The organism is Paracoccus sp. L-17, assembly GCF_056857655.1.
In genome coordinates, this window is record NZ_JBSXNM010000046.1 from 133,718 (window position 1) to 158,452 (window position 24,735).

20 protein-coding genes and 1 other RNA gene are annotated in these 24,735 nt (G+C 65.7%); 5 read left to right on the forward strand and 16 right to left on the reverse strand.

What is annotated here, in order from left to right:
• Positions 1-98: 98 nt before the first annotated feature.
• Together AC13CR_RS17530 and AC13CR_RS17535 are read right to left on the reverse strand one after the other, a co-directional pair.
• On the reverse strand, positions 99-1,967 hold the full coding sequence (locus tag AC13CR_RS17530; RefSeq protein ID WP_482900920.1) for an extracellular solute-binding protein: 1,869 nt from the start codon (positions 1,965-1,967) through the stop codon (positions 99-101).
• A gap of 290 nt (positions 1,968-2,257) precedes the next feature.
• Positions 2,258-2,812, reverse strand: a complete 555-nt coding sequence (locus AC13CR_RS17535) for a c-type cytochrome (protein WP_292955442.1) — start codon at positions 2,810-2,812, stop codon at positions 2,258-2,260.
• Between the two features lie 118 nt (positions 2,813-2,930).
• Here AC13CR_RS17535 and AC13CR_RS17540 point away from each other — a divergent pair, with 118 nt between their 5' ends.
• Positions 2,931-3,797: a prephenate dehydratase gene (locus tag AC13CR_RS17540; protein ID WP_292955445.1), complete on the forward strand. Its 867-nt coding sequence runs from the start codon at positions 2,931-2,933 to the stop codon at positions 3,795-3,797.
• Here AC13CR_RS17540 and AC13CR_RS17545 read toward each other — a convergent pair.
• Positions 3,788-4,237, reverse strand: coding sequence for a hypothetical protein (locus tag AC13CR_RS17545; RefSeq protein WP_292955448.1), 450 nt, complete (start codon positions 4,235-4,237; stop codon positions 3,788-3,790). The two genes, AC13CR_RS17540 and AC13CR_RS17545, sit on opposite strands and share 10 nt — an antisense overlap.
• Before the next feature lie 360 nt (positions 4,238-4,597).
• On the opposite strand from AC13CR_RS17545, the gene AC13CR_RS17550 reads away from it, so the two are divergent.
• The 3 genes from AC13CR_RS17550 (at position 4,598) to AC13CR_RS17560 (ending at position 7,175) form a co-directional block, all read left to right on the forward strand.
• On the forward strand, positions 4,598-6,424 hold the full coding sequence (locus tag AC13CR_RS17550; protein ID WP_446238372.1) for a bifunctional 2',3'-cyclic-nucleotide 2'-phosphodiesterase/3'-nucleotidase: 1,827 nt from the start codon (positions 4,598-4,600) through the stop codon (positions 6,422-6,424).
• 41 nt (positions 6,425-6,465) lie between these two features.
• An RNA gene (gene ffs / locus AC13CR_RS17555) (signal recognition particle sRNA small type) lies at positions 6,466-6,562 on the forward strand.
• A gap of 130 nt (positions 6,563-6,692) precedes the next feature.
• Entirely contained in the window at positions 6,693-7,175 is a 483-nt protein-coding gene (locus tag AC13CR_RS17560; protein WP_446236709.1) for a hypothetical protein, read from the forward strand.
• Here the strand turns inward: AC13CR_RS17560 and AC13CR_RS17565 are convergent.
• The 9 genes from AC13CR_RS17565 to AC13CR_RS17605 form a co-directional block, all read right to left on the reverse strand.
• Positions 7,115-9,103: a 3'-5' exonuclease gene (locus AC13CR_RS17565; protein WP_482900922.1), complete on the reverse strand. Its 1,989-nt coding sequence runs from the start codon at positions 9,101-9,103 to the stop codon at positions 7,115-7,117. The two genes, AC13CR_RS17560 and AC13CR_RS17565, sit on opposite strands and share 61 nt — an antisense overlap.
• Positions 9,097-9,468 (reverse strand): response regulator transcription factor, encoded by a 372-nt coding sequence (locus tag AC13CR_RS17570; RefSeq protein WP_292955459.1) that lies wholly within the window; start codon positions 9,466-9,468, stop codon positions 9,097-9,099. The genes AC13CR_RS17565 and AC13CR_RS17570 overlap by 7 nt, the downstream gene beginning before the upstream one ends.
• Entirely contained in the window at positions 9,440-9,967 is a 528-nt protein-coding gene (locus tag AC13CR_RS17575; protein WP_292955462.1) for a hypothetical protein, read from the reverse strand. The genes AC13CR_RS17570 and AC13CR_RS17575 overlap by 29 nt, the downstream gene beginning before the upstream one ends.
• Positions 9,964-11,775 (reverse strand): DUF294 nucleotidyltransferase-like domain-containing protein, encoded by a 1,812-nt coding sequence (locus AC13CR_RS17580; protein WP_292955465.1) that lies wholly within the window; start codon positions 11,773-11,775, stop codon positions 9,964-9,966. The genes AC13CR_RS17575 and AC13CR_RS17580 overlap by 4 nt, the downstream gene beginning before the upstream one ends.
• A gap of 66 nt (positions 11,776-11,841) precedes the next feature.
• Complete coding sequence (locus AC13CR_RS17585) at positions 11,842-13,650, reverse strand: sodium:solute symporter family protein (RefSeq protein WP_292955468.1); 1,809 nt, start codon at positions 13,648-13,650, stop codon at positions 11,842-11,844.
• A 13-nt stretch (positions 13,651-13,663) separates the two neighbouring features.
• A complete protein-coding gene (locus tag AC13CR_RS17590; protein ID WP_292955471.1) occupies positions 13,664-13,921 on the reverse strand; it encodes a DUF4212 domain-containing protein in 258 nt (85 codons plus the stop codon).
• Between the two features lie 133 nt (positions 13,922-14,054).
• Positions 14,055-16,010, reverse strand: a complete 1,956-nt coding sequence (gene acs, locus AC13CR_RS17595) for an acetate--CoA ligase (protein ID WP_292978318.1) — start codon at positions 16,008-16,010, stop codon at positions 14,055-14,057.
• Between the two features lie 445 nt (positions 16,011-16,455).
• Positions 16,456-18,750, reverse strand: coding sequence for a glycosyl hydrolase family 28-related protein (locus AC13CR_RS17600; protein ID WP_292978316.1), 2,295 nt, complete (start codon positions 18,748-18,750; stop codon positions 16,456-16,458).
• Between the two features lie 178 nt (positions 18,751-18,928).
• On the reverse strand, positions 18,929-20,512 hold the full coding sequence (locus AC13CR_RS17605) for a lysine--tRNA ligase (protein ID WP_292978315.1): 1,584 nt from the start codon (positions 20,510-20,512) through the stop codon (positions 18,929-18,931).
• A gap of 89 nt (positions 20,513-20,601) precedes the next feature.
• Here AC13CR_RS17605 and AC13CR_RS17610 point away from each other — a divergent pair, with 89 nt between their 5' ends.
• A complete protein-coding gene (locus AC13CR_RS17610) occupies positions 20,602-21,024 on the forward strand; it encodes a tellurite resistance TerB family protein (protein ID WP_292955485.1) in 423 nt (140 codons plus the stop codon).
• Between the two features lie 21 nt (positions 21,025-21,045).
• On the opposite strand, the gene AC13CR_RS17615 is transcribed toward AC13CR_RS17610, so the two are convergent.
• Genes AC13CR_RS17615 through AC13CR_RS17630 form a run of 4 tightly spaced genes read right to left on the reverse strand, consistent with a single transcriptional unit; the run spans position 21,046 to position 24,710 of the window.
• Positions 21,046-22,458, reverse strand: a complete 1,413-nt coding sequence (locus tag AC13CR_RS17615; RefSeq protein WP_482900923.1) for a D-alanyl-D-alanine carboxypeptidase — start codon at positions 22,456-22,458, stop codon at positions 21,046-21,048.
• On the reverse strand, positions 22,455-23,063 hold the full coding sequence (locus tag AC13CR_RS17620) for a nicotinate-nucleotide adenylyltransferase (protein WP_482900924.1): 609 nt from the start codon (positions 23,061-23,063) through the stop codon (positions 22,455-22,457). The genes AC13CR_RS17615 and AC13CR_RS17620 overlap by 4 nt, the downstream gene beginning before the upstream one ends.
• On the reverse strand, positions 23,038-24,141 hold the full coding sequence (locus tag AC13CR_RS17625) for a GGDEF domain-containing protein (RefSeq protein ID WP_292955494.1): 1,104 nt from the start codon (positions 24,139-24,141) through the stop codon (positions 23,038-23,040). The genes AC13CR_RS17620 and AC13CR_RS17625 overlap by 26 nt, the downstream gene beginning before the upstream one ends.
• Positions 24,141-24,710 carry a heme NO-binding domain-containing protein gene (locus AC13CR_RS17630; protein ID WP_292955497.1) on the reverse strand — a complete coding sequence of 190 codons (570 nt, stop codon included), beginning with the start codon at positions 24,708-24,710 and terminating at the stop codon, positions 24,141-24,143. Before AC13CR_RS17630 ends, AC13CR_RS17625 begins: the two co-directional genes overlap by 1 nt.
• Positions 24,711-24,735 lie beyond the last annotated feature (25 nt).

Genomic DNA, 24,735 nt, shown 5'->3' on the forward strand with positions numbered 1-24,735 from the left:
CCTTCCGCCCACCCGTCGGGGTCTCGCGGGCCTTGACGGCCCTGTTTCGTTGTCAAGCCTTCTGGGCAATTCCACGCCGGAAATCAAGCGTCCCGGGCTCAGCGCAATGCGCCGGCCTGACGCAGCTTGTCGGCCCTTTCCTTGTCATACCACCAGAAATCCAGTTCCCCCAGCGAATAGGGCGGCAGGGTATCGGGACGGCCATACTGGTCGTAATAGGCGACCAGATTATAGCCGTTATACCATTGCGGCACCCAGAATTTCAGGCTGCGAAGGGCGCGATCCAGCGCCCGCGTCGCGGTTTGCAGCCTCTCGTTGCTGTCGGCGGCCTCGACCCGGCTGATCAGGGCGTCGATGGCCGGATTGGCCAGCCCCATCGAGTTGAACACATCGCCGACATTGGCGCTGCCGAAATATTGCTGCAAACCGGCGCCGGGAATCGCGTCCTGTCCCAGTTGATCGCTGATGATGTCGAAATCGTGGCTGCGGGCGCGGTTTTCGTATTCGGCATTGTCCACGCGCACGTTGCGCGCGTCGATGCCCAAAGCGCGCAGGTTCTGCACCCAGGGATTGATCACCCGGTCAAAGGTCTGGCTGTCATTCAGAATCTCCAGCGTCAGCGGCCGACCCTCGGAATTGCGCCGCATCCCGTCATCGCCGACGGTCCAGCCCGCCTCATCCAGCAGCGCCGCCGCCTTGCGAACATTGCGCCGGTCAAGCTGGCGTTCGCCGCTGGTCGGCGCCATCACCGCCTCGCCGGTCAGGACGCCCTTGGGCAGGTCCTTGGCCACCGGCTCCAGCAGCGCCCTTTCGGCGTCGGATGGCGTGCCGGTCGCGGCCAGGTCGCTGTTGTCCCAGAAACTGTTGACCCGCTCGTAGAGGCCGTAGAACAGCGATGCGTTGGACCATTCGAAGTTGAACATCAGCCCGATCGCCTCGCGCACGCGGATGTCCTGCAGGGTCGGTCGGCGCAGGTTCATGACCCAGGCCTGCCCCGATGCGATGCTGCCGTCGGGCAGCTTTTCCTTCTTGACCCATCCCCGGCTCAGCGCCGGAAAGTCATAGCGCGTCGCCCAGATGATGCTGCTGACCTCGCGCCGAAAGGTGTATTCGCCGGCCTTGAACGCCTCGAAGGCGGCATCGTAGTCCGAGAAATATTCGAACCGGATGCGGTCGAAATTGTTGCGGCCCTTGTTGATCGGCAGATCCGCGCCCCAGTAATCGGGATTGCGCCTGTAGATGACCTTGCGGTTGATGTCGGCGCTGTCAAAGACGTAGGGGCCCGAACCGATGAAGGGCTTGTCCATCGGCTGTTCCAGATCGCGCTGATTGTCGGCGAAATCCTTGCGGCTGAAGATCGGCAGGCCGCCGACCGACTGGATCACGTCGCGGCGCGGATAATCGGGGGTGAAGATGAACTTGATCGTGTTGGCGTCGATCACCTCGGCCTTGGCGACCTGCTGGCCGATCACCAGCCGGAACGATGACAGCCCCTTGTCGCGCATCGTCTCGTAGCTGAACAGCACGTCATAGGCGGTCAGCGGCGTGCCGTCGCTGAAGCGCGCCTCGGGCCGCAGATTGAAGATCACCCAATCGCGGCTTTCGGGATATTCCAGGCTTTCGCACAGCAGGCAATAGGCCGCGCCGACCTCGTCCGCGGTGCCGACCAGGATCGATTCCAGCATGACCGAGGACAGGACCGCAGCCCGGCCGCGAAAGGTGAAGGGATTGAAATTGTCGAAACCGGTCGAATTCGGGATTGCTTCGGAAATCTCGCCGCCCTTGGGCGCGTCGGGATTGACATAGGCAAGCTGCGTGTAATCGGCGGGCAGCTTCAGCTCGTCGAAGACGCCGATGCCGTAGGACTTGATGATCTTGTCGTCATCCTCCGATCCTCTTTCCTGCGACAGGGCGGGACCGGCGGCGGTCCCGGTGGCGAGGGCGAGGATCAGGACGAGATGGCGCATGTCGCGGCTCCGGCTGGACGAGGTTCGCACGACGCTAGGACAGCGCGCGGGGCCGGATCAAGCCGCGATTTCGTGAGCGGTCGGGGCGATCGCGGGGCCGCGGGCCGCGCCGGGCAGACGCCGCGCCGCGGACAGCCAACTTGCAGGCAGGCGGGGAAGCCCCGCTTTCACGCCCATGCGTCCGCACCGGCGCGGCAGGCCGATGATTGGCCCCGATCGCGGCGAAAAAAGGGCGTGGCCCCGCCACGCCCTCTGTTCCGCTCCGCCAGTTCGAAAACGCAAGAAAGCGACTATTTCTGGGATTCCAGATAGGCGATGACATCGGCGCGATCCTCGGGCTTCTTCAGCCCGGCGAACGACATCTTGGTGCCCTTGACCACGCCCTTGGGGTCGGCCAGGAATTCCTGCAACGCCTCGGGCGTCCATTCGGCGACTTCCGAGGCGTGGGCGGTCATCGCATCGCTGTAGCTGTAATCCGGAACCGAGGCCACGGCCCGCCCGACAACACCGTTCAGGTAGGGACCGACGGCGTTCGAGCCGGTCAGCTTGTGGCAGGTCTTGCACTTTCCGAAAACCTTCTCGCCGGCGGCGGGATCGGCCTTTGCCATCAGCGCGGCGAAATCGATCTGCGGCTCTTGCGCCGCGCTGCCGGCGCTGTCGCTGGCGGCGCCGGCTTCGGGCACCGGGATCGAATAGGCCTGTGCCTGTTCCTCGCCCTCGGCCCCGCCTTCCTCGCCGGCGCCGACCTGATACAACCCGCCTGCGAACCAGTTGGCCAGCAGCAGGAACAGAAGCGCGCCGATCAGCGCGCCGGCAGCCTTGGTCAGGGTCATGGTGTTGAACATGCGTGCGGTCCCCGCTGGTAGCCTCTTCAATTCGCACCGTATCTATCCGCTTTCGCTTTCGGGGTTCAAGGTATAGTTACCCGCGCAGGGTCAAATTTCGGACAGCGGACCAGGACGGATGAACATCAACCGCATCGCCTTTCAGGGCGAACCCGGCGCCTACAGCCACGAGGCCTGCGTCAAGGCCCGCCCGCAGATGGAACCCCTGCCCTGCCGCACCTTCGAGGACGTGATCGAGGCGGTCCGCACGGGCGAGGCCGATCTGGCCATGCTGCCGGTCGAGAATTCGACCTATGGCCGGGTGGCCGATATCCATCACCTGCTGCCCGAATCCGGTCTGCACATCATCGACGAGGCCTTCGTCCGGGTCCATATCAGCCTTCTGGCCGTGCCCGGATCGCCGCTGACCGCGATCCGCGAGGCGATGAGCCACACGGTCCTTCTGGGTCAGTGCCGGGGCTTTCTGCGCCGCCACGGTATCCGCCCGATGACGGGCGCCGATACCGCCGGATCGGCCAGGGAGGTCGCCGCCCGCGGCAATCCGTCGCTGGCCGCGCTGGCGGCGCCGCTGGCGGGCGAGATCTACGGTCTCGACCGGCTGGCCGACCAGATCGAGGATCACGCCAACAACACCACCCGCTTCCTGATCATGGCGCGGCAACCCGACGACAGCCGCCGGGCGGACAGGATGCTGACCAGCTTCGTCTTCCGCGTCCGCAACATTCCCGCCGCGCTCTACAAGGCGATGGGCGGTTTCGCGACCAACGGCGTCAACATGACCAAGCTGGAAAGCTACATGGTCGACGGCGTCTTCTCGGCGACCCAGTTCTATGCCGATGTCGAGGGCCATCCCGACGATCCCGCCCTGCGGCGCGCGCTGGACGAATTGGGCTTTTTCACCTCGATGCTGACCATCCTCGGCACCTATCCGGCCGATCCGCTGCGCGAGGCGCAATCGCGGAGCGGGCCCGGGGATCAGACCTGAAGATCGGTCAGAAAGTCATTGATCCGCCGGGCATAGCGCTGATCAAGCTGGCCCTTGCCCAGCTTCGCGGTCTGCACCATCAGCCGGGCGCGCATGCTGCGCGGCCGCAGGCCGGTCTCGAAGATAAGACGCGACCGCGCGCGGCCCAGGGCCACCACGGTCGCGTCGATCGCGACATCGAAGGAATCGGATTGCCCGACCATGGACATCCGTTCTGGCCGATCATAGCGCGTGACCTCCAGACGAAGCTGACGCGGCTGTCCCCGCCAGTCGAAGCCGATCATCCAGCCCACGCCCGTTCCGGGCTCTTGCGCCGGATCGATCCGGGTGATGACCGCGCCGCGGCGGGTCAGCATCCGTTCGATGCGATCGAAATTTCCAACCGTGTCAAACAGATCCGAGGCAGCGGAATCGGTATCGATTCGGGTCGAAAACTTCATGCCTGCAATATTCCGTCGTCAAAGCCGTCACTGGGGCGCAGCTAAGCCCAACAACGAAGACAGTTCAACCGAAACGGGCAATGAAGACGGAACTCGTTAAAAAAGCACTGGTGAACAAATCGGACTTTACGTCCAGCCACGCCCTGCTCAAATCTGTCCTTTTGGTCAGGATCCGCCGTTTCTTGACGGGAGCAAAGATTTTTTCTTCAATCTCAAGTTGTTTTTAGCGACTGTTCCGAATAGCTTGGGCACCGCGCCGCTGAGCGCCCGGACACCAGATCGTCTGGCAGTATGGAGTGATGAATGCCCGACGGTTCCGGGGAGGCGACAAAGGGGGCTTCGGCCCCATCCGGCGACATCGTGGCGCTTCGCATCCTGGCAACCACGGACATGCACATGAATGTGCTGCCCTATGATTACCTTGCCGATCGGCCCAGCGGACGGGGCGGTCTGGCGCGCACGGCGTCGCTGATCGCGCGGCGGCGGGCCGAGGTGGACAATTGCCTGCTGCTGGACAACGGCGATTTCCTCGAAGGCACGCCTCTGGGCGATTTCGCGGCGCGCAGGACCGCCGGTATGGACCGTCCCCATCCCGCCATCGCCGCGATGAACGCGCTGGCCTATGACGCCGCCGCGCTTGGCAACCACGATTTCAGCTTCGGGCTGGCATTCCTGCGCGGTGCCACCGATCGGGCGCGGTTTCCCGTTCTGGCGGCCAATCTTCATGTCCGGCGCGGGCGCGGCTTTGCCCCCTATGCGATCGTCGATCGCAGCCTGCGCGACGTGGCCGGACGGCAGGTGCCGATGCGCATCGGGCTGGTCGGTTTCCTGCCTCCCCAGACCGCCGAATGGGACCGCGACCTGTCTTCGGACCTGATCTGCGACGACATCGTGGCAACCGCGGGCAGGATCGTGCCGCAGATGCGCCGCGCGGGGGCGCAGATCGTCATCGCCCTGGCCCATACCGGAATCGGCGATCCGGCCGCGCGACCGGGGATGGAGAACGCCGCCACCGCCCTGGCCGCGACGCCGGGGATCGACGCGGTGATTGCGGGCCACACCCATCAGGTCTTTCCGGGTCGCGATTTCCGCGCCATTCCGGGCATCGACCCGCAGCGCGGCACGCTGGCCGGCAAGCCTGCGGTGATGGCGGGATTCGGCGGATCGCATCTGGGCGTCATCGACCTGCGGCTGCGCCGCGACGGCGCCGGCGGCTGGCAGGTCGCCGCGTTCGACTGCCGGGCCGAAACCGTGCCCGCCGATTTGCCCGCCGCGCCCGAGATCGCCCGCCCCGTCATGGCCGATCATCGCGACACGCTGCGCCAGCTGCGCCGGCGTGTCGGCCGGTCGGACGCGGCCCTGACCAGCTACTTCGCGCTGATCGGCGTCGATCCGGGGCTGCGGCTGGTCAACATGGCGCAACGCTGGCACGTCCGGGCCGGGCTGCGTGGCACCTGCTGGCAGGATCTGCCGGTGCTGTCGGCATCGGCCCCGTTCCGGGCCGGCGGAAGGGGCGGTCCGGGCCATTACACCGACGTCCCCGGCGGGCGGCTCAGCCTGCGCAGCCTGTCGGATCTCTATTCCTTCCCGAACCGCATCTGCGCGATCCGCCTGGATGGCGCGCAGTTGCGCGACTGGCTGGAACGTGCGGCCGGGATGTTCAGACGGATCACGCCGGGCGGTCACGATCAGCCGCTGCTGGCCGAGGATTTTCCCTGCTACAATTTCGACGTCGTGGATGGGGTGACGTGGCAGGTCGATCTGTCGCAGCCCGCACGCTTCGGCCCCGATGGCCGGCTTGCCGACGCGGCCGCCTGCCGGATTCGCGATCTGTGCTGGCAGGGACGGCCGTTGCAGGACCGCGATGTCTTCGTGCTGGCGACCAATTCCTATCGCCTCGCCTCTTGCGGATTGTTCAGCCCGCTGGTCGCGGGCAACGAGGTGGCGCTGAAGGACGGGGCGCTGACCCGCGATGTGCTGCGCCACTACATTCGCCGGCGCCGCCGGATCCGGGTCCGCCACCGCGCGCATTGGCGCTTCGCCCCCATGCCCGGCACCAGCGTGCTGTTCGAGACCGGCCCCGGCAGCCTGGACCATCTGGCCGAACTGGAACGCCATCTGCCCGGCCGCCTCGACCATACCGGCGCCTCCGGCGATGGCTTCGTGCGGTTCAGACTTTTCCTCTGACGGGGTTGCATCGGCTCTGCCCGCCGATTATCTGTCGCGCCGAGAGGTTGGCGCGGGCAGGCATCTCGCCAATCCGGTCAGGTCCGGAAGGAAGCAGCCGTAACGAGCCCCGCTTGGGTCGTTGTCCAGCCTCTCACCCTCAAACCACGGATCGGAACCGGCCGCGATGCCATCGCGCAACCGCGATCATGGCCGCAAGGCGCATTGACGATCCGTTCCGTATCCATTCCGTCTTGCGTCGTGGCGGTGTCGCGCCCATCATTGCGGCATGGAGACGCGCCCCTTCGCCCTGGCCACCCTGTTGCTGCTGCTGCCCCTGCCCGCCCCGGCGCAGGCGCCCTACCAGCCGCCGCCGGCCGATGCGCCGCGTCGGTCGCAGGATGCCGAGGATCCGACCGATCTGATCGGGCGCGGATTGGGAATGTTGTTTCAGGATCTGTGGAACGATGTCGGCCCCGATCTGAACCGGCTGGGCGAGGACATGTCGGGCGCGCTGTCGCGGATGGCGCCTGTGCTGAAGGATCTGGCCGTGCTGGTCGATGATCTCGGCAATTACGAGACGCCCCGGCGGCTGGAGAACGGCGATATCGTGATCCGCCGCAAACCGGGCGCCCCGCCGCCGCCGCCCATCGGCGAGAATCTTCGCGATTTCCAGGATCCGGATGCGCCGGGCGGCGATCAATCCCCCGATCAGTCTCCGGACGGGCCTTCGGTGCCGCGCGACCCGGACGCCCCCGAGATCGAATTGTGATCGGGATTGGCATTGCCGATCAGGCGGCGATGCCGGCGGGCCTCGGCCAGCGTATCCTCAAAGCGCGCGATGCCCTTGGCTTCCAGCGCGGGAATCAGCCGCAGAAATGCCTGCGCGGTGGCGATCGCATCGCCCATGGCGCTGTGGCGCTGATCGGGCGGCATCGCGATCCCCAGCCTTTCGGCCAGCGCGTCCAGCGTGTGCGCGACCGTGCCACCCCAGACCATCGCTGACAGCAAAACGGTGTCCAGCACCCGGTTGTCGAACTGCGCCCCCGATTCGGGTGTGGCGGCGCGCAGCAGGCCCATGTCGAAGGGCGCGTTGTGGCAGACCAGCACGGCATCCTCGGCGAAATGGTGAAACGCCATCAGCGCGGTCCTCATGTCGGGCGCGCCGGCGACCATCTGGTCGGTGATGCCATGAATGGCGCTGGCGCGCGCGGGGATTCGGCGTCCCGGATCGACCAGCGTCTCGAACCGCTCGCCGGTCAGGCGGCCGCCCGCGATACGGATCCCCGCGATCTGCACGATCCGGTCCCGGGCCGGATCCAGTCCGGTCGTCTCGGTATCGAAGACCACGCAGGTCAGATCCGCCAGCCGCGACGAGGCCGTCGCGCGCGAGGGCAGCGCGAAATCATAGGTCAGCCCGGCACCGCCAATGCGGTCCGGGGCCCGTCGCAGGGGCAGGACCAGCCGGGCACGCGAATCGTCGGCTTCGGGCCAGATGCCGGTGCCATGCGCGGCCAGGATGTCGGCCCCGCTGCGGTCGGGCTGCGCCGGATCCGGCGCCTGTCGCAGCCAGTCCTCCAGCCGGTCCATCGGCAGTGGCGGGCCGTCCCATTCCAGCAGCAGATGCGCCTCGCCCGGATCATCCGCCGCGACACGCAGCGCGGGCGCCTGGCCCATCGCCCGCAGCCGATCCTGCAAAAGACGCAGCAGCGCGCCGATCGCATCCGCCTCGGCCAGCAGCGACAGCGGCGGCAGATCGGTCGCGCGATCCAGTCCCGCGGCCAGTTCGTTCAGCCCGGCGCGGGCGGTGGGCGGCGCGTCGGTCATGACCTCGGACAGGCGGCGGGTGGCGCGGGCCAGGCCCTGCCCCTCGGCCCGGATCGCGGCCGCCAGCGCAGGCGGGATCGGTCCGTCCAGCGCGTTCAGCATCGGCACCAGTGTCGCGGCGTGTCGGCGCAGCGCCTCCAGCGCGTCGCGGGGCGCGGGCCGGGGCGGGGCCGTCTCATGCAAAATCAGCAGCGTGCCTTCATCCAGCCGCCGCATCCGGCCGGACAATCGTGTCCCTTGCGCGGTCAGGCAGACCAGGTCGGTCGCCTCGGCGCCCGCCTGCAACCGCGCGGCGGCGGCCTCCAGCGCGCCGGGCGCGATATGGCGATGCAGCGGGCGGTCCAGCGCAAGCCCCGGCAGCAGCCGCGCGGCCGAAGCATTGTAGAACACCACCCGCCCGTGCGGATCGGTCATCAGCGCGCCGGCGCCGAAATCGGCGAGGATGGATTCCAGCGCCGCCTTTTCCCGCGTCAGATGGGCGGCGTGATCGTGAAGGGCGGCGGTCAGTGCCTGATCCGTCCGCGCCCGCGCCGCCGCCGCGTCGCGCACGGCCGGGCCCAGATCGGCCAGATAGCGCGCCTCGTCCGGCTCGGGCGCCTGCCCGGTGCGCAGCCCGCCCGCCAGAACCTCGATCGGGCGGGCGATGTGGCGGTCGAACAGATACCAGATGGCGGTGACCAGCGCCACGGCGGCAAGGCCCGCGACCATCCCGGCCTGGATCAGAAGGTCCAGCCCGAATTCGATCAGCGCGTCAAGCTCGGCAAGGCTGCGGCCGGCCACCGCAAGGCCCAGACCGATCGCCGCCACGATCCCCGCCGCCAGGCCGGCGAAGATCAGGAAGATCCGCAGGCGCAGGGACAGGCGGGTCAGCACGGTTCCGCCAGAATGCGGGTCATCTCGGCGCGCAATTCGTCCAGTTCGAAAGGTTTGGCGATAAATCCGTCGGCGCCAAGCGCCATCCCCTTGCGCCGCTCGACGACAGAGCCGCGGGCCGTCATCATCAGCACGCGGATCCCCGACAGGGCCGGGTCGGCACGCAGATCCTGCACGATCTGGTAGCCTGAGACATCGGGCAACATCACGTCCAGCAGGACCAGATCGGGACGGGTCTCGCGGATGCGCTGCACCGCACCCTGCCCCGAGGCCATGCGGACGTGGCTGTGCCCCTCGCGCGTCAGCAGGAAATCCAGCGCGGTGGCGATGTTGTCCTCATCCTCGATCACCAGGATCCGGGCCATCCTTCCCTCCTCCTTGCTGACAGACGACGGCCCAGACCGGATCGTCGGGCGCCGCGCTGACCCAATCGCCGCGCGCGGGTTTGATCCGCCCGGCCGCGCAGTCGAAATCCTGGGGCACGACAAGGGTCTGGCCGCGTCGCTCGACCAGCAGGATTTCGGCGCGCCGGATCCCGTCCCGGTCGGTGATCGTCGCCGGATCGAGCGCCGCGAAACGCAGCGTCAGCGGCGCGAGATAGGTCCAGGGCGCCCATGCCACGCTGCCGGTGCCCACCATCAGCACCCGCGCGCCATCGGGCAGACGCGCCACCGCGCGGTCATACCAAGCGTAGTCGTTCCAGACCGAATAGCCAATCATCGCCAGCCCGATCCCCGCCGGCAGCAGCCAGCGCGGCAATGCCAGCCCCGCCTTGCGCAGCGCGTGCAGCATGGCAAACAGGAACGCGGCGGTGCCGACGCCGACCGCGATCACGCCCAGAACCTCGACGCCCACGCCCGTCATGCCAGCATTCCCTTTCCCTGCCCCAGGGCAGATTGCATTCCCCTGACCACGACAAAGGCGTCACGCAGATGGCTGCGCTGAAAATCCGCCAGATCGCCGGGCGACAGGTAATTGTCGGGCCTTCGGCCCGCGCGGATCAGATCGGCCTGGTTGTCCAGCCGCATGGTCTGGATCAGGTCATAGGCCGCGATCAGATCGCGCGCGCCGCTGCCCGACAGGACGCCCTTGGCCTCGGCATCCTGAAGGCGTGCCCGCGTGCTGACCGGCGTCAGCCGGCCCTGCAACGCATGGATGCGGGCCATGTCGGTGACCGGCACGACGCCGTTGTGCTTCATGTCGATATGGTGGCGATGCTCGCCCGTGCGGATCGTGGCGAAACCGCCGATCAGGCCCAGCGGCGGGCGGTGCTTCAGCGCATTCGCGGTCATGTGCGCCACGAAGATCGAATTCTTCGAGGCCGCCTGCAACGTATCCTGTTGCAGATCGGCCAGCAGGCCCGCCTCGCCGCCGATGGCGCGCAGGTCGAACATGACGCTGGCCAGCATCTGCGCCTCGGGGCTGGGACGGGCGATCCAGTCGCGGAAATAGGCCCGCCACACGGTGCGGGGCTGACGCCAGCGCGGATTGGTAGCCATCATGTTGCCGGGGCAATAGACATAGCCGCAGGCATTCAGCCCGTCGCTGACCAAGCGTGCGAGTTCGCCGAAATAGGGATCGTCCGGATCGGCGGCATCGTCCAGGATCAGGCAATTGTCCTGATCGCTGACGCCGGTCTGTTCCTGGCGCCCCTGAGATCCGCAGGCCGCCCACAGGAATGGCGCCGGCGGCGCCCCGAGCTGCGCCCGGGCCATGTCCAGAAGCCGCCGCGTCACGGCATCGGCCACATCGGTGATCATGCGGGTGATGACTTCGTGACGCTGATGCGCGCGGCTGAGGTTCAGCAGCAGATCGGGGATGCGCGCGGTCATGCGGGCCATCTCGGCCACGCTGCCGGCCTGCGCCACGTCGCGGATCAGGCCGGAGGCGCTGATCGCCTGCACGCGGGTCAGGTCGGTCTGGCTGATCATGCCGACGAAGCGGCCATCCTCGACGACCGGCAGATGGCCGATGCGGCGTTCCAGCATGATGTTGAGCACATCATAGCCAAGCGCCGAGGGCGGCAGGGTGATCGGATCGGGGGTCATCACGCCCCGCACCGGACCGCCGGCGTCGCGCCCTTCGGCCACGACGCGGTTCGACATGTCGCGGATGGTGAGAAGGCCCACCAGCCTTTCGTCTTCGGTGATGCCGATGCTGCCGACGCCGGCCTCGCGCATCCGGCGGGCGGCCTCGATGATCGGGGTGTCGGGACCGCAGGCGACGGGCGCGCGGCGACCCAGCAGATCGCCAACCTTCAGCGTCGCGATCCGGGCGCCGCGCCCCTCGGGGCCACGGCCCCGTTCGAAGAACCGCGCCACCGCGCGATGGTCGCGGATCAGCGCCCTCAGATCGGCGGCGGGCAGCATCAGGATCTCGCAATCCTCGATGGCCGTGGCCGAGGTCACGGCCACGCCGTCGCGCAGCAGACCGCGTTCGCCAAACGAATTGCGCGGCCCAAGTTCCGACACCGAATCGCCGTTGCGGTCGGTGACGCGGACGCGGCCGGTCCGGATCAGATAGAGGCCGGGCAGCCTGTCGCCGACCTGATAGATCCCGGTTCCGGCCGGATAATGCCGGTGCGTGAAGGTTCCGGCGACGCGCGCCAGATCCTCTGATTTCAATCTGTCATAGGGGTGCACGGTGGCGATGAAATCGACGCTGTCGGACATCCCTGGCCTTCCCGTGACATGGCTGGCCGCGCCCCCCCCTGATGAGGGGGCGCGGCCGGATTCGGTTCAATGCGCGACGGCGTCGCCCGCGCCGCGCGGCACGCGGATCGATTCGACCAGTTCCTGCACCTCGATCGGCGGTTCCTCGGTCGCGTTCGACACCAGATAGGCGACGCCGAAATTGATCAGCGCCCCGATCGTGCCGAAGGAGGCGGGCGAGATGCCGAACAGCCAGTTCGCGGCCGTATCCTCCAGCATGTTGGTGCCCGAGATGAAGAACCAGCCCTTGTAGGTGAAGATGTAGAGCAGCGTGGACAGGATCCCTGCCAGCATCCCCCAGATCGCGCCCTGCTTGTTCACGCGCTTGGAGAAGATGCCCATCATCAGCACCGGGAAGATCGAGCTTGCCGCCAGACCGAAAGCCAGGGCCACGGTCTGCGCCGCGAAGCCCGGCGGGTTCAGACCCAGCAGCGTCGCCACCAGGATCGAGACCCCCATCGAGATGCGGGCCGCGAGAAGCTCGCCCTTCTCGCTGATGGCCGGGTTGATCGCACCCTTGATCAGGTCGTGGCTGACCGCGCCCGAAATTGCCAGCAACAGCCCCGCCGCCGTGGACAGGGCCGCGGCCAGACCGCCGGCGGCGACAATGGCGATGACCCAGCCCGGCAGGTTCGCGATCTCGGGATTGGCCAGAACCATGATGTCGTTGTTCACCGTGGTCAGTTCATTGCCCTGAAGGTTCTGCGAGGCAGCCATCTCGGCCGCCGGGCCGGTCGTGGCGGTGTCGTTGTAATACTGGATCAGCCCGTCGCCGTTCTTGTCTTCCCAGTTCAGCAGGCCGGTGACCTGCCAGTTGCGCATCCAGGCCTTGTCGGGATCATTCTGGATCTGGTCCAGCGACACGGCCGGCTGACTGAATGTCTCGCCGGTCGCGGCGCCCGGCCACATCGTCGTGGTCAGGTTGAACCGCGACATCGAGCCGACGGCCGGCGCGACGGTATAGAGAAGCGCGATGAAGACCAGCGCCCAGCCCGCCGACAACCGTGCATCCGAAACCTTGGGCACGGTGAAGAAACGGATGATCACATGCGGCAGTCCCGCCGTGCCGATCATCAGCGCCAGCGTGAACAGCACCATGTCCAGCGTGGACTTGTGATGCCCGGTATAGGAATTAAAGCCCAGATCCGTGACCACCTTGTCCAGCGTCGCCAGGAACTTGCCGCTGCCATTGTTCAGAGAGCCGAACAGACCGGTCTGCGGCAGCACATTGCCGGTCAGTTGCAACGCGATGAAGACCGCCGGGATCGTGTAGGCGATGATCAGCACGATATACTGCGCGACCTGCGTATAGGTGATGCCCTTCATGCCGCCAAGAACGGCATAGACGAACACGATCGCGGCGCCGATCCACAACCCGGTCGAATTCGACACCTCCAGATAGCGCGAGAAGGTGACGCCCACCCCGGTCATCTGGCCGATCACATAGGTGATCGAGATGATCAGCAGGCAGATCACGCCGATGATCCGCGCGGTGCCCGAATAGAAGCGGTCGCCGATGAATTCCGGTACGGTGAACTTGCCGAACTTGCGCAGATACGGCGCCAGCAGCATCGCCAGCAGCACATAGCCACCGGTCCAGCCCATCAGATAGGTCGAGTTGTCGTATCCGGTAAAGGCGATCAGCCCCGCCATCGAGATGAAGCTGGCCGCCGACATCCAGTCGGCCGCCGTGGCCATGCCGTTCATGACCGGGTGGACGCCGCGATTGGCGGCGTAGAATTCGGCCGTCGATCCGGCCCGCGCATAGATCGCGATGCCGATATACACCGCGAAGCTGAGGCCGATGAAGATCAGGTTGAGGGTAAACTGGCTCATGTTGGATCCCCGCTCACTCGTCCACGCCGTGGTCGCGGTCGAGCTTGTTCATCCGCGCCGCGTAAAAGAAGATCAGCACGATGAACACCAGGATCGCGCCTTGCTGCGCGAACCAGAAGCCCAGATCCGTGCCGCCGATCCTGATGCCCGAAAGCAGCGGTCGCAGGATGATCGCGAAGCCGTAGGATACCAGTGCCCAGATGGCGAGGCAGATCCAGATGATCCGCAGATTCGCCTGCCAGTAGGCGTTCGATGATGTTCTGTCACTCATGTCCTTGCGGTCCTCCCTGTTCAGACATGTCCCTCGTCCCGCCTTGCCGTCCTGCATCCCGGTCGCGCCCCGTCAGGGCTGCGCGTGACGCGATTCGGGGCCGGCGGGCGGCCCCGTATTCTCCCGGCGCCGCTCAGCCGCGGTTCATCCGGTTCTCGATCAGGTCTTCCACCACCTCGGGTTCGGCCAGGGTCGAGGTGTCGCCCAGGCTGCCATAGTCATTCTCGGCGATCTTGCGCAGGATGCGGCGCATGATCTTGCCCGATCGCGTCTTGGGCATCCCGGGCGCCCACTGGATCAGGTCCGGCTTGGCGATCGGGCCGATCTCGCTGCGGACCCACTTTTCCAGCTCGGCGCGCAATTCCTCGGTCGGCTCGACCCCGCTCATCAGGGTGACATAGGCATAGATCCCCTGTCCCTTGACCGGGTGCGGATAGCCCACGACCGCTGCCTCGGCGACTTTCTCATGTGCGACCAATGCCGATTCGACCTCGGCCGTGCCCATGCGATGGCCGCTGACATTGATCACGTCATCGACCCGGCCGGTGATCCAGTAATAGCCGTCCTCGTCCCGGCGGCAGCCGTCGCCGGTAAAGTAATAGCCCGGATATTGCTGGAAATAGGTTTCCTCGAAACGCTTGTGATCGCCCCAGACGGTCCGCATCTGGCCCGGCCAGCTATCGGCGATGCACAGCACGCCCTCGGCCGGATTGCCCTCTTGCACCCTGGCCGATTCGGCATCGAGAATGGCCGGCCTGATGCCGAAGAACGGAACCGTGGCCGAGCCGGGCTTGGTCTCGGTCGCGCCCGGCAGCGGCGTGATCAGGTGGCCGCCGGTTTCGGTCTGCCACCAGGTATCGACAATGGGGCACCGCCCCTTGCCGACATGCTCGTCATACCAGTTCCATGCTTCGGGGTTGATCGGCTCGCCCACCGTGCCCAAAAGGCGCAGGCTGGACAGGTCGTGCTTTTCGACGAATTCCGGCCCCTTCCCCATCAGCGCCCGGATCGCGGTCGGCGCGGTGTAGAACTGGTTCACCTTGTGCTTGGCGCAGACTTCCCAGAACCGTCCCGCATCGGGCCAGGTCGGCACGCCCTCGAACATCACCGTCGTGGCACCGTTGGCCAGCGGGCCATAGACGATATAGCTGTGCCCGGTAACCCAGCCGACATCGGCGGTGCACCAGAAGATGTCGCCGTCATGGTAGTCGAAGGTATATTCATGGGTCATGGCGGCAAAGACCAGATAGCCGCCGGTCGTGTGCACCACGCCCTTCGGCTTGCCGGTCGAGCCTGACGTGTAGAGGATGAACAGCGGATCCTCGGCATTCATCGGGCGCGGCGGGCAATCGGGGCTGGCCTCCTGCATCATCGCCTTCACGTCCACGTCGCGATCCTCGACCCAGGTGGTCTGATCGCCGGTATGCTTGACGACGAGGCAGCGAACCTTGTCCGAACAATGCAGCAGGGCCGCGTCGGCATTGGCCTTGAGGTTGGTCTTGCGCCCGCCGCGCGGCGCGGTATCGGCGGTGATGACCACCTTGGCGCCGCTGTCATTGATGCGGTTGGCCAGCGCATCGGGCGAGAAACCGGCGAAAACGATGGAATGGATGGCCCCGATCCGCGCGCAGGCCAGCATCGCATAGGCGGCCTCGGGGATCATCGGCAGATAGATCACGACCCGGTCGCCCCGCATGACGCCCTGGCTCAGCAGCACGTTCGCCATCCGGTTCACGTTTTCGGACAATTGCCTGTAGGTGATGTGCCGGGCGTCGTCCTTCGGATCGTCGGGCTCGAAGATGATCGCGGTCTGCTCGCCGCGCTTGTCCAGATGCCGGTCGACGCAATTCACGCTGACATTCAGAACGCCGTCCTCGTACCACTTGATGTTGACCTTGCCGAAGGTGAAATCGGTGTTCTTGACCTTGGTATAGGGCTCGATCCAGTCCAGCCTCTTGCCCTCGCGGGCCCAGAAGGCTTCCGGATCACGAATCGATTCGGCATAGAGACGGTCGTAATCGGCGGGCTTGACGTGCGCGTTTTCGAACCCGGGCGGAATTCGATGCTTTTCAATGGTTTCGGTGCTCACGACATGCCCTCCTTACAGCCATTTCCGTCCCTTGTCCGGTTGCCGGTCCCCACCGGCCGGCGGCGCTGAAAGCACCCCCGTGGCAGATGTTAATCATATACGGCACTTCAAGTTAAGCATTTTTTATATAACGAGAAATTTGTAAAGTTATTGACGGATTTCAGATGTAAAATGTAAATTGTTCACATTCGCCGGAGTGGGCTTCGGGACTCTGCCATGACCCGCGATCCGATGCGGCCCTGCGCGATCACTGGTTGAATGCCCATCGGCACGCCGCGGCCTTCGTCGACTTGCCGGATTTCTCCTTCTGGCAGATGATGCGCGAGCGCGCCCTGCCGAATGTCGGTTTCGGCGCGGCCTAGGGCTGACGCCCGCGGATCCCGGCGTATGAAAAAGCCGCCGCGATGGCTCGCGGCGGCGTATCCGAGGACGGTCGGATGGGATTTTACTGCGGCCGGTCCATGCGCGCATAGACCGAAATCTTGCCCTTGACCGGAGTGGCCCAGTTCAGCCGGATCTGTCGCCTCGTGCTGCCGATCTCGGCCTGCACCCACGGCGCCGCGTCGATGCGGTTGTTCGAGCCGTCCGTGATCGGCCCTTCGGCGACCACCGACTGCACGGATTTTGCCCAGGCCTGGAACGGCAGCCCCTCGATCACCGGCAGATTCCATGTCCGCGAGGTGCTGTTCTGCTCGTGCTGGACCAGCAGCGGGTTCGAGACATAGTTGTTCACGCCGTTGAAGGTATTGCCCTCGAACTGGACGTTCCGCATGTTGTTGTAATCCAGATCCGCGATCGAGGTATCGACCCTGTCGATCCGGTCCACATTGCCGTAAAGCGCCTTGAACACGTTGCCCGATACGGTCAGGCCGTGGATGAAATGGCCGCTGCCATAGGGCTTGACCGTCAGCCAGGTGAACCAGGCCGCGGTATTGGAACACAGGCAGGTATTGCCGGTGATGGTCAGGCCACCGAAGCTGAACTGGCTGCCGCTGAAATCGGGCCGCGCGCTGTGTTCGTTGGTCCATTCGATGGAGGCGTTGTCGATGTAGTTTCCGGTGATCGTGGTCTGCACGTTGGTCAGCGTCAGCACCAGCCCGGCATAGCGCAGCCCCTCGCCCGAGCCGTCGCCCTGGAACCAGTGATTGCCGCTGATGATATGCCCGCCGCCATTGGCGACCATGAAATGCGCGAAACGCACGAAGCGGTTGTCGCGGATCTTGGTGTCGTTGGCATTGACATTGATCGCGATCGAGCTGCGCTGCTGCGCGGGCAGATCGATCTCGCTGGACAGGAATTGGCAACGGTCGATCAGCATGTCCTGGCAGCCCCGCCCGATCGAGGTGATGCCGCGATCTCTGGGCTTGGTGACATAGCAGTCGCGCACGGAGATCATCTCGCCTTCGGGGGCCAGCATGATGCCGCTCGCGATGGATTCGCAGCTGAGGTCGAGATTGACGAAATTCAGCCGGCTCAGCTGCTTGATCCCCGAAAAGTCGAACAGGTAGCGGTAGCGCTCGAAGGTGTAGCTGCGCGTCGCCGCCCCGCCGTAGAGCGGTTGCGACAGCGAAAGCCAGCCCTCGGCCACGTTCTTGCCGTTGACATAGACCTCGCGGCCGACGCCGTTGCCGGACACGCGGCTGCCGATCTCGATCGCCGCGACATTGGCGACATTTGTCAGCCGGTCGGGCGTCGCGGGGTCGTAGCTGGCGCGGCTGGTCCAGCGGCCGGTGTCCCAGGCGGTGCCGGGCTTGGCCTGGATGCTGCCATTGGCGATGACCCGGCGATTGGAAAACCCGTTCAGATCGGGGGCCAGATCCTGAATGACCAGCGGTTCATCCAGATCGACCCGACGCCCGCACAGATCCAGCGTGACATGATCGGTATAGCCGAACAGCGCCTGCAATGCCTTTTTCATGCCCAGCGTCTCGTTCCCGAAGGCGTCGGCATAGGTCGGGAAATCAAAGCTTTGCAGGAACGAGACACGGGTGGAATCGGGTGTGCGGATCCTGCCCTTGAAGCGGATCGGGCTGTTTATCCCAAGGTCGCCGCTGATATAGAACGTGCCTTCGGGAACCAGCACCCAACCGCCATTGGCGGCCTGGTCGGCGGCGATGAAGGCGGCCCGGTCATTGGTGGCATTGTCGCCCCTGGCGCCGAAATCCCGCACGTCCACCCAGTCGATCAGCGACGGGATGAAGGCCGCTGTGATGTCGTCGATGCGGATCGATTCGATGCGGATCGCACCACCATTGGCGCCAACCAGATCCAGGCCGAAATGGCCGAAGACCGGCACCGTGCCCCAGCCCATGTCGACACCCGCGCGCGCGCCGACGCCGACGATGGCGCTGACCTCGACCACCTCGCCATAGGTTGTCAGCGGCACGGTCGGGCCGACCTCGACCAGGCCGGTCACATGATTGCGCGCGCCATCACCTGCCCAGCCCGCGATGCGCACGCCGCACAGCGCGCCGGCCACTGCCTTCACGCGGGCCGAGATGCGCAGGTAGACGCCGGGGATCATCGGCGTCTCGCCCATGAAACGGATCTGGGTCGTCGTCTGCTGCTTGTAGATCTCCAGACAGGCGCCGAAATCCTGATCGGCCGGGACGATTCCGGCGTTGTCGGCGCTGGCCCAGGTCGGACTGGACGAGGTGCCGTCGGTCCGCGACCAGGCGTTCAGCCCCGCGCGGAAGGCCGGCGGCATCAGCATGAGGCCGTTGGTGATTGCGATGTTCATTCCTGTCTCCCCATCCGCTGCGGAAGGGGCCGTGGCCCCGACGAAGGAGTGAAGGAATAGTTTATGACCGGTTAACGAAACCTTGCACGCGCGCGCGCTGCACCGGGTCGGGACGCAACGCGCGATGGTGACCAGGACAGCAGAGCGGCCTTCGTCCGAACTGTTCCAGCCCTGCGCGTCAGTGACTTGCGGCCAGTTCCCCGGCCAGCGCCCGTTCGATCAGCAGGCGCGTCTCGTCGATGCCGTAGAGCGCGATGAACCCCCCGAAACGCGGTCCCTGATCGGCCCCCAGAAGAACCTGGTAGAGTGCGCTGAACCAGTCGCGCAGCGGTTCGAACCCGTGATCCTTGCCAATCGCGAAGACCATGCTTTGCAACGCCTCGGGATCGGCGGGCTGATCCCATGCGGCCAGCCGCGAGGCCAGATCCTCCATCGCCCGGCGCTCGACCTCGGTCGGGGCGCGGAACCGCCGCGTCGGGGCGACGAAATCGGTGAAGTATCGCACGGCAAAGCCCGCGGCCCGATCCAGACCGGGATGCGTCTGGGGGCTGGCCTCGGGCGCATAGCGACGGATGAAGCCCCAAAGCCCCTCCTTGTCGGTGGCCCCCGCGACCGAGGCCAGGTTCAGCAGCATCTGGAACGGCACCACCATGTCCGAGGCCGGCACCTCGCCGCCATGGATATGCCAGACCGGGTTCGCCAGCTGCTGCTCCGGCGCCTGCTCGGGATAGGCGCGCAACTGCTGGTGATATTCGTCAACAGCCTTGGGGATCACGTCGAAATGCATCCGCTTGGCCGTTTTCGGCTTCTGATACATGAAATAGGAAAGGCTTTCGGTCGCCGCATAGGTCAGCCATTCGTCGATCGACAGCCCGTTGCCCTTGGATTTGCTGATCTTCTGGCCATGCTGATCCAGAAACAGTTCATAGGTGAAATGCTCGGGCTTTCTGCCGCCCAGAATCTCGCAGATGCCATCATAGATCGGCGTGTTGGTGCTGTGATCCTTGCCATACATCTCGAAATCGACATCCAGTGCGGCCCAGCGTGCGCCGAAATCCGGCTTCCATTGCAGCTTTACCCGCCCGCCCGTGACCGGCAGCGTCAATTCCTCGCCGTCCTCATCGAAGGTGATCGTGCCGTTGGCCGCATCGACATGTTTGATCGGCACATACAGCACCCGCCCCGTGGTCGGACTGATGGGCAGGAAACAGGAATAGGTCTGCTGGCGTTCCTCGCGCAGGCTGGCCAGCATCACCTCCATGATCGCGTCGTAACGCGCGGCCGCGTCCAGCAGGGTCGCATCGAAGCGGCCCGATCTGTAGAATTCGGTGGCGCTGATGAATTCGTAGTCGAAGCCGAACGTGTCCAGAAAGCGCCGCAGCATGGCGTTGTTGTGATCGCCGAAGCTGGCATGGGTGCCGAAGGGATCGGGCACGGAAGTCAGCGGCAATTGCAGGTGCTGGCGCAGCATGTCCTGCTGCGGAACGTTGTCGGGCACCTTGCGCATGCCGTCCATGTCGTCCGAAAAGCAGATCAGCTTGGTCGGGATGTCGCTGATCATCTCGAAGGCGCGGCGGATCATCGTGGTGCGGGCAACCTCACCGAAGGTGCCGATATGCGGCAGGCCCGAGGGGCCGTAGCCCGTCTCGAACAGCACGAAACCCTTTTCGGGATCCGCCTTATCGTAGCGTTTCAGCACCCGGCGCGCCTCTTCGAACGGCCAGGCCTTCGAACGCATCGCGGCATCGCGCAGGGTGGTCATCGCTTTTCTCCCGGTTGCAAGCTTCGACGCCTTATTGAACGCGGGCGCAATCGTCAATAATTTGCCTGCGAACCGATGGAGAACCGACCATGACCACCGACCTGCCCTCACTTTCGCCCTGCGACGCGCTGGTTGCGGTCATGGTGGCCGTCTCGGCATCGGATGCGCAGATGCGAACCTCGGAACTTGTGGCGATCCAGCGCATGGTCGATCACGCCCCGGTTTTCGCCGATTACGACGAGGATCGCATCCGCGCCGCCAGCCAGACGGTGATGACGCTGTTCGAGGAAGAGGACGGCCTGGACGCGCTGTTCGGGCTGATCCGCGATGCGCTGCCCGAAAAGCTGTATGAAACCGCCTATGCGCTGGCCTGCGATGTGGCCGCCGCCGATGGCAGGCTTTACGAGGGCGAGATCGCGCTGCTGGCCGAAATCCGCGACCAGCTCAACATCGCGCGCCTGCACGCCGCCGCGATCGAGCTTTCGGCACAGGTTCGCCACCGCGTGATCTGAACCCCGGTTCCGACCGCTTCGTCAGCCACCTGAACCGGCCCAGGCCTGCAGCATTTGCCGCTGCAAGCGCTTGGCGTCGCGCGTCCAGGCACGGACCCCGGCCGGCTGTTCCTGTCCGCTGGTCGCCTCGTGGCGCGCCGGATCGACGGACAGGATCGCGAAACAGCGTCGGTTTCCGTCTGCGCCGGTCACGTAACCCGCGAGGTTCGAGACGAAATTCAGCGTTCCCGTCTTGGCCGCGACCTGTGCAGATCTGTCCGGGTCCGGGCCCAGATCCTCGGCCAGCGGATCCGTCTTCAGCAGTTCGGGCAGCCCTGCCGCGAGCCCCGGACCGGCCAGCATCAGGGCCATGCCCCTCGCCGTCACGCGACTGTCGTCCGACAGGCCGGAATGGTCGCGAAGCTGGAACCCCGCGCCCTGCCCCTTCGTCGCCAGCCAATCCTGCATGGCACGGGCCGAACTGGCGGTATCGGGGGCACCGCTGGCCTGCAACCCGACGACTTCGGCGGTCAGGTTGGTCGAATAATACAACATGTCGCGCAGGATCGTGATCAATGGCGGGCTGTCCAAGGCTGCGACCTCTTCGGCCACGGGCAGCATCCGGATCGTGTCGGGCCGGGGCAGCACCAGGCCGCGCGCGCGGCACAACGTCTGGAACACGTCGCCCGCGTAAAGCTCTGGCTTGCGCACCGGCAGCCAGCGGCTGCCCGGCTGGGCGATGGCGGCGCGCGAGACGGTCCAGGCCTCGATCCCGTCCTCGCTGCGATAAGAGAACAGATCGGGCTGATCGCCGGGCGCGACAGTGATCGTGTAGGCGCGGGGCGAATGCCGCTCTGCCCGCGCCTTCAGCGACATCTGCATCCGTCCATCGGCGCGACGCCAGTTCAGATACACCCGGTTGAAATTGAGGATCATCCCCGACAAGGCCGGGTTATAGGCCAGCCAATCGGCCTGCGGGGGCGCAATTTCCTCGATTTGCGGCAATGCACCGCCCCAGACGGCAAAGCGCGCCGGAGTGGCCGCACCGGCGGCAACCAGATCGGCGGCCAGCCGATCAAGGTCATCCGACGACAGGACCGGATCGCCGCCGCCTGCAAGGATCAGCATATCGTCCGCCCGCAGCACACGCGTCCGGAAACGGTGGGTCTGCCCCAGCCGATCCAGCGCGTAAAGTGCGGTGATCGCCTTCATCGTGCTGGCGGGCGAAAACGGCATCGCGGCGCCCCCTTCCGCCATTATCCGACCCTGCAACGGATCGACCAGGGCATAGCCTGTCGTGCCCGCCAGACCGGATGCCCGGATCAGCTGCGCCGCATCCGGCAGCGGCCTTGCCGGCGGACGCGCGGCCTGCGGCGTCTCTGCCCGCGCGGTCCGGGCGAGGCAGAGGGCGGCGATTCCCGCCAACAGGCCGCGGCGGCTGGAACAGCCCGTCACGGCGGATCCCTCAGGTCCGGCCGCACGAGGCGAAGCGCGGTCGAGGAATGGGCCGACATCGGCAGATTGACCAGCACCCAGGCGGGCGGTCTGCGATCGGCCAGGCCGGCCGCCGCGGCAAGCGGCAGCCGCCAGCGTTGCAGTTTTTTCGCCGCGACCGAGTGACGGGCGGCAGTTCGTGTTCCCGGCCGCGCCAGAACTCCGATCGGCACCGCCGCCGCGACTTCTTGCCAGCGGTCCCAGAGGTGAAACTGGACCAGATTGTCCGAGCCCATAAGCCAGATGAAACGTACGCCCGGCCAGCGACGACGCATGGCGGCGATCGTGTCCGCGCTGATCCGCGTGTTCATCCGCGCCTCCAGATCACTGATCACGACGCGGGGATCCTGCACCAGCGTCTGCGCCGCCTGCATCCTTTGCCCCAGCGGCGCGGGCCCGCGCGTCTTCAGCGGATTCCCCGGTGAAACCAGCCACCAGACACGATCCAGACGGAATCGGCGAAAGGCGGCCTGGGTGATGTTGACATGTCCCGCGTGGGGCGGATCGAACGAGCCTCCCAGCAGACCGATGCGCATCCCTTCATGCGCGATGGGAAATCCCGTCATCATCCGTTCGATCTAGTCGATCGGCATCGTCTTGCGCAACCGTTCCTGCCGGCAAGGCAGGTTCCACCGGAAGAACCTCGGACAGGATCGTCACCCTGCCGCGACCGCCGTATTTCGACCGGTACAGCGCCACGTCGGCATCATGCAGGATCCGGTCTTCCGTCAGGTTTCGGTAGTGTTCGGAAAGAACGATCCCGACGCTTGCGGAAACGGTGCAGCCCGGCAGTTTTTCGGGGATCCGTTCTTCGATGCGCCGGATAATCCGGCAGGCAAGCCGGTCCAGCGTCGCGGCATCGTTCAGGTCGCGCAGGATCAGCAGGAATTCGTCGCCGCCGACCCGCGCGGCGGTATCGTTGCTGCGGATCGCTTCCTTCAGGATATCGGCAACGTCGCACAGGACCCGGTCGCCCGCCGCGTGGCCCAACCGGTCGTTCACGTCCTTGAACCGGTCAAGATCAAGCTGCGCCAGCGCGAATCCTGCGCCCTTGCCATCGCGGAATGTCTTCAGCGCGGCTGACAGGACCAGTTCCACGCCCCGGCGGTTGGTCAGTCCGGTCAGTGGATCGGTATGCGCCTGCAACTCGGCCGCCTCGCGCGCGGCCTGCAATTGCTGATTGAAGTTCGACAACTCGCTCAGGGCGGCGCGGTTGGCCTCGTGCAGGAACAGCAGCTCCATCGCCAGTTCCGCCGGCGCGAAATCCTGATCCGTCAATCCGGCATGGCTGACCGCGTCGGTCAGTCCGATACCGAAGCCCAGATTGATCAAAATCGCGGTTTCGGACCCCGCCGCGGCTACTGCATGACCCCTGAGGGTCAGGTGCGGCGGCTCGGTCAGACGCAGGAAAAGCCGTTCGCCCCGCGTGGCGGCCGTCGCGATTTCGTCGATCAGCGACTGCCCGGTCGTTGCGCGCGCCTGGGTCAGAACCTCGCCGATCTTCCGGCATTTCCGGCCCAGAACCTTGCGCAGGGTCGGCCCGGTCCCCAGGATTTCGCCATCCGGTGCCATCAGCAGATGCATCGGCAAGAGCCGCTGAAGCGTCGGCGTCGAGAAGCTGATCTGCGGTTCGGGGATCCGCATCAGCGGGACGCCGTCGCGGCGTGATAGGGATCGCCGAGTTGAAAGCCGCGATCTTCCGAAAAGGATTCGTCCGAGATGCGGACCGTGATGACATCGCCCTCGACCAGAATCAGCCCAAGCGCGCCATAATCATCCGCCATCCCGCGCAGGATACCGCCCAGCACTGGTGGCCAGCCCGCCTGAGCCTCGGTCAGTTCGATCGTCACCGTATTGGAATCGTCTTGCCGGATCAGGATCGACGGCATTCGCAGTTCCGGCACGACCATATGGGCGCGGTCCGGCAATTCGTCCAGCCGCATCACGAAATCGCGGAAGTTGCTGCCCGAAAAGCGGAGCAATCGGCGGATCGGTTCGTGCCGCGCCAGCCATGCGCCCAGATCCTCGAACAGGTCCGCTTCGGGCTTGGCCAGCCTGCGGGCGGCCTCGCGCATCGCGCCGGCATAGCCGGCGCCATCAGGTCCGGTATCGATCAGCCCCTGCGACATCTGATCCAGAATGTCCTGCCAACGCTCGATCCCATAGACCTCACGCATGAATTCGCCGATGGCGCGATCGAGCAATGTCTGCATCTCTCACCTTCCTTTTGGCGTAAGC

Bases quoted from the DNA above. Each gene is read 5' to 3' on its own strand.
- AC13CR_RS17530 (WP_482900920.1), bottom strand. From the start codon at position 1,967: ATGCGCCATCTCGTCCTGATCCTCGCCCTCGCCACCGGGACCGCCGCC.
- AC13CR_RS17535 (WP_292955442.1), bottom strand. From the start codon at position 2,812: ATGTTCAACACCATGACCCTGACCAAGGCTGCCGGCGCGCTGATCGGC.
- AC13CR_RS17540 (WP_292955445.1), top strand. From the start codon at position 2,931: ATGAACATCAACCGCATCGCCTTTCAGGGCGAACCCGGCGCCTACAGC.
- AC13CR_RS17545 (WP_292955448.1), bottom strand. From the start codon at position 4,237: ATGAAGTTTTCGACCCGAATCGATACCGATTCCGCTGCCTCGGATCTG.
- AC13CR_RS17560 (WP_446236709.1), top strand. From the start codon at position 6,693: ATGGAGACGCGCCCCTTCGCCCTGGCCACCCTGTTGCTGCTGCTGCCC.
- AC13CR_RS17570 (WP_292955459.1), bottom strand. From the start codon at position 9,468: ATGGCCCGGATCCTGGTGATCGAGGATGAGGACAACATCGCCACCGCG.
- AC13CR_RS17575 (WP_292955462.1), bottom strand. From the start codon at position 9,967: ATGACGGGCGTGGGCGTCGAGGTTCTGGGCGTGATCGCGGTCGGCGTC.
- AC13CR_RS17580 (WP_292955465.1), bottom strand. From the start codon at position 11,775: ATGTCCGACAGCGTCGATTTCATCGCCACCGTGCACCCCTATGACAGA.
- AC13CR_RS17585 (WP_292955468.1), bottom strand. From the start codon at position 13,650: ATGAGCCAGTTTACCCTCAACCTGATCTTCATCGGCCTCAGCTTCGCG.
- AC13CR_RS17590 (WP_292955471.1), bottom strand. From the start codon at position 13,921: ATGAGTGACAGAACATCATCGAACGCCTACTGGCAGGCGAATCTGCGG.
- AC13CR_RS17600 (WP_292978316.1), bottom strand. From the start codon at position 18,750: ATGAACATCGCAATCACCAACGGCCTCATGCTGATGCCGCCGGCCTTC.
- AC13CR_RS17605 (WP_292978315.1), bottom strand. From the start codon at position 20,512: ATGACCACCCTGCGCGATGCCGCGATGCGTTCGAAGGCCTGGCCGTTC.
- AC13CR_RS17610 (WP_292955485.1), top strand. From the start codon at position 20,602: ATGACCACCGACCTGCCCTCACTTTCGCCCTGCGACGCGCTGGTTGCG.
- AC13CR_RS17620 (WP_482900924.1), bottom strand. From the start codon at position 23,063: ATGACGGGATTTCCCATCGCGCATGAAGGGATGCGCATCGGTCTGCTG.
- AC13CR_RS17625 (WP_292955494.1), bottom strand. From the start codon at position 24,141: ATGCGGATCCCCGAACCGCAGATCAGCTTCTCGACGCCGACGCTTCAG.
- AC13CR_RS17630 (WP_292955497.1), bottom strand. From the start codon at position 24,710: ATGCAGACATTGCTCGATCGCGCCATCGGCGAATTCATGCGTGAGGTC.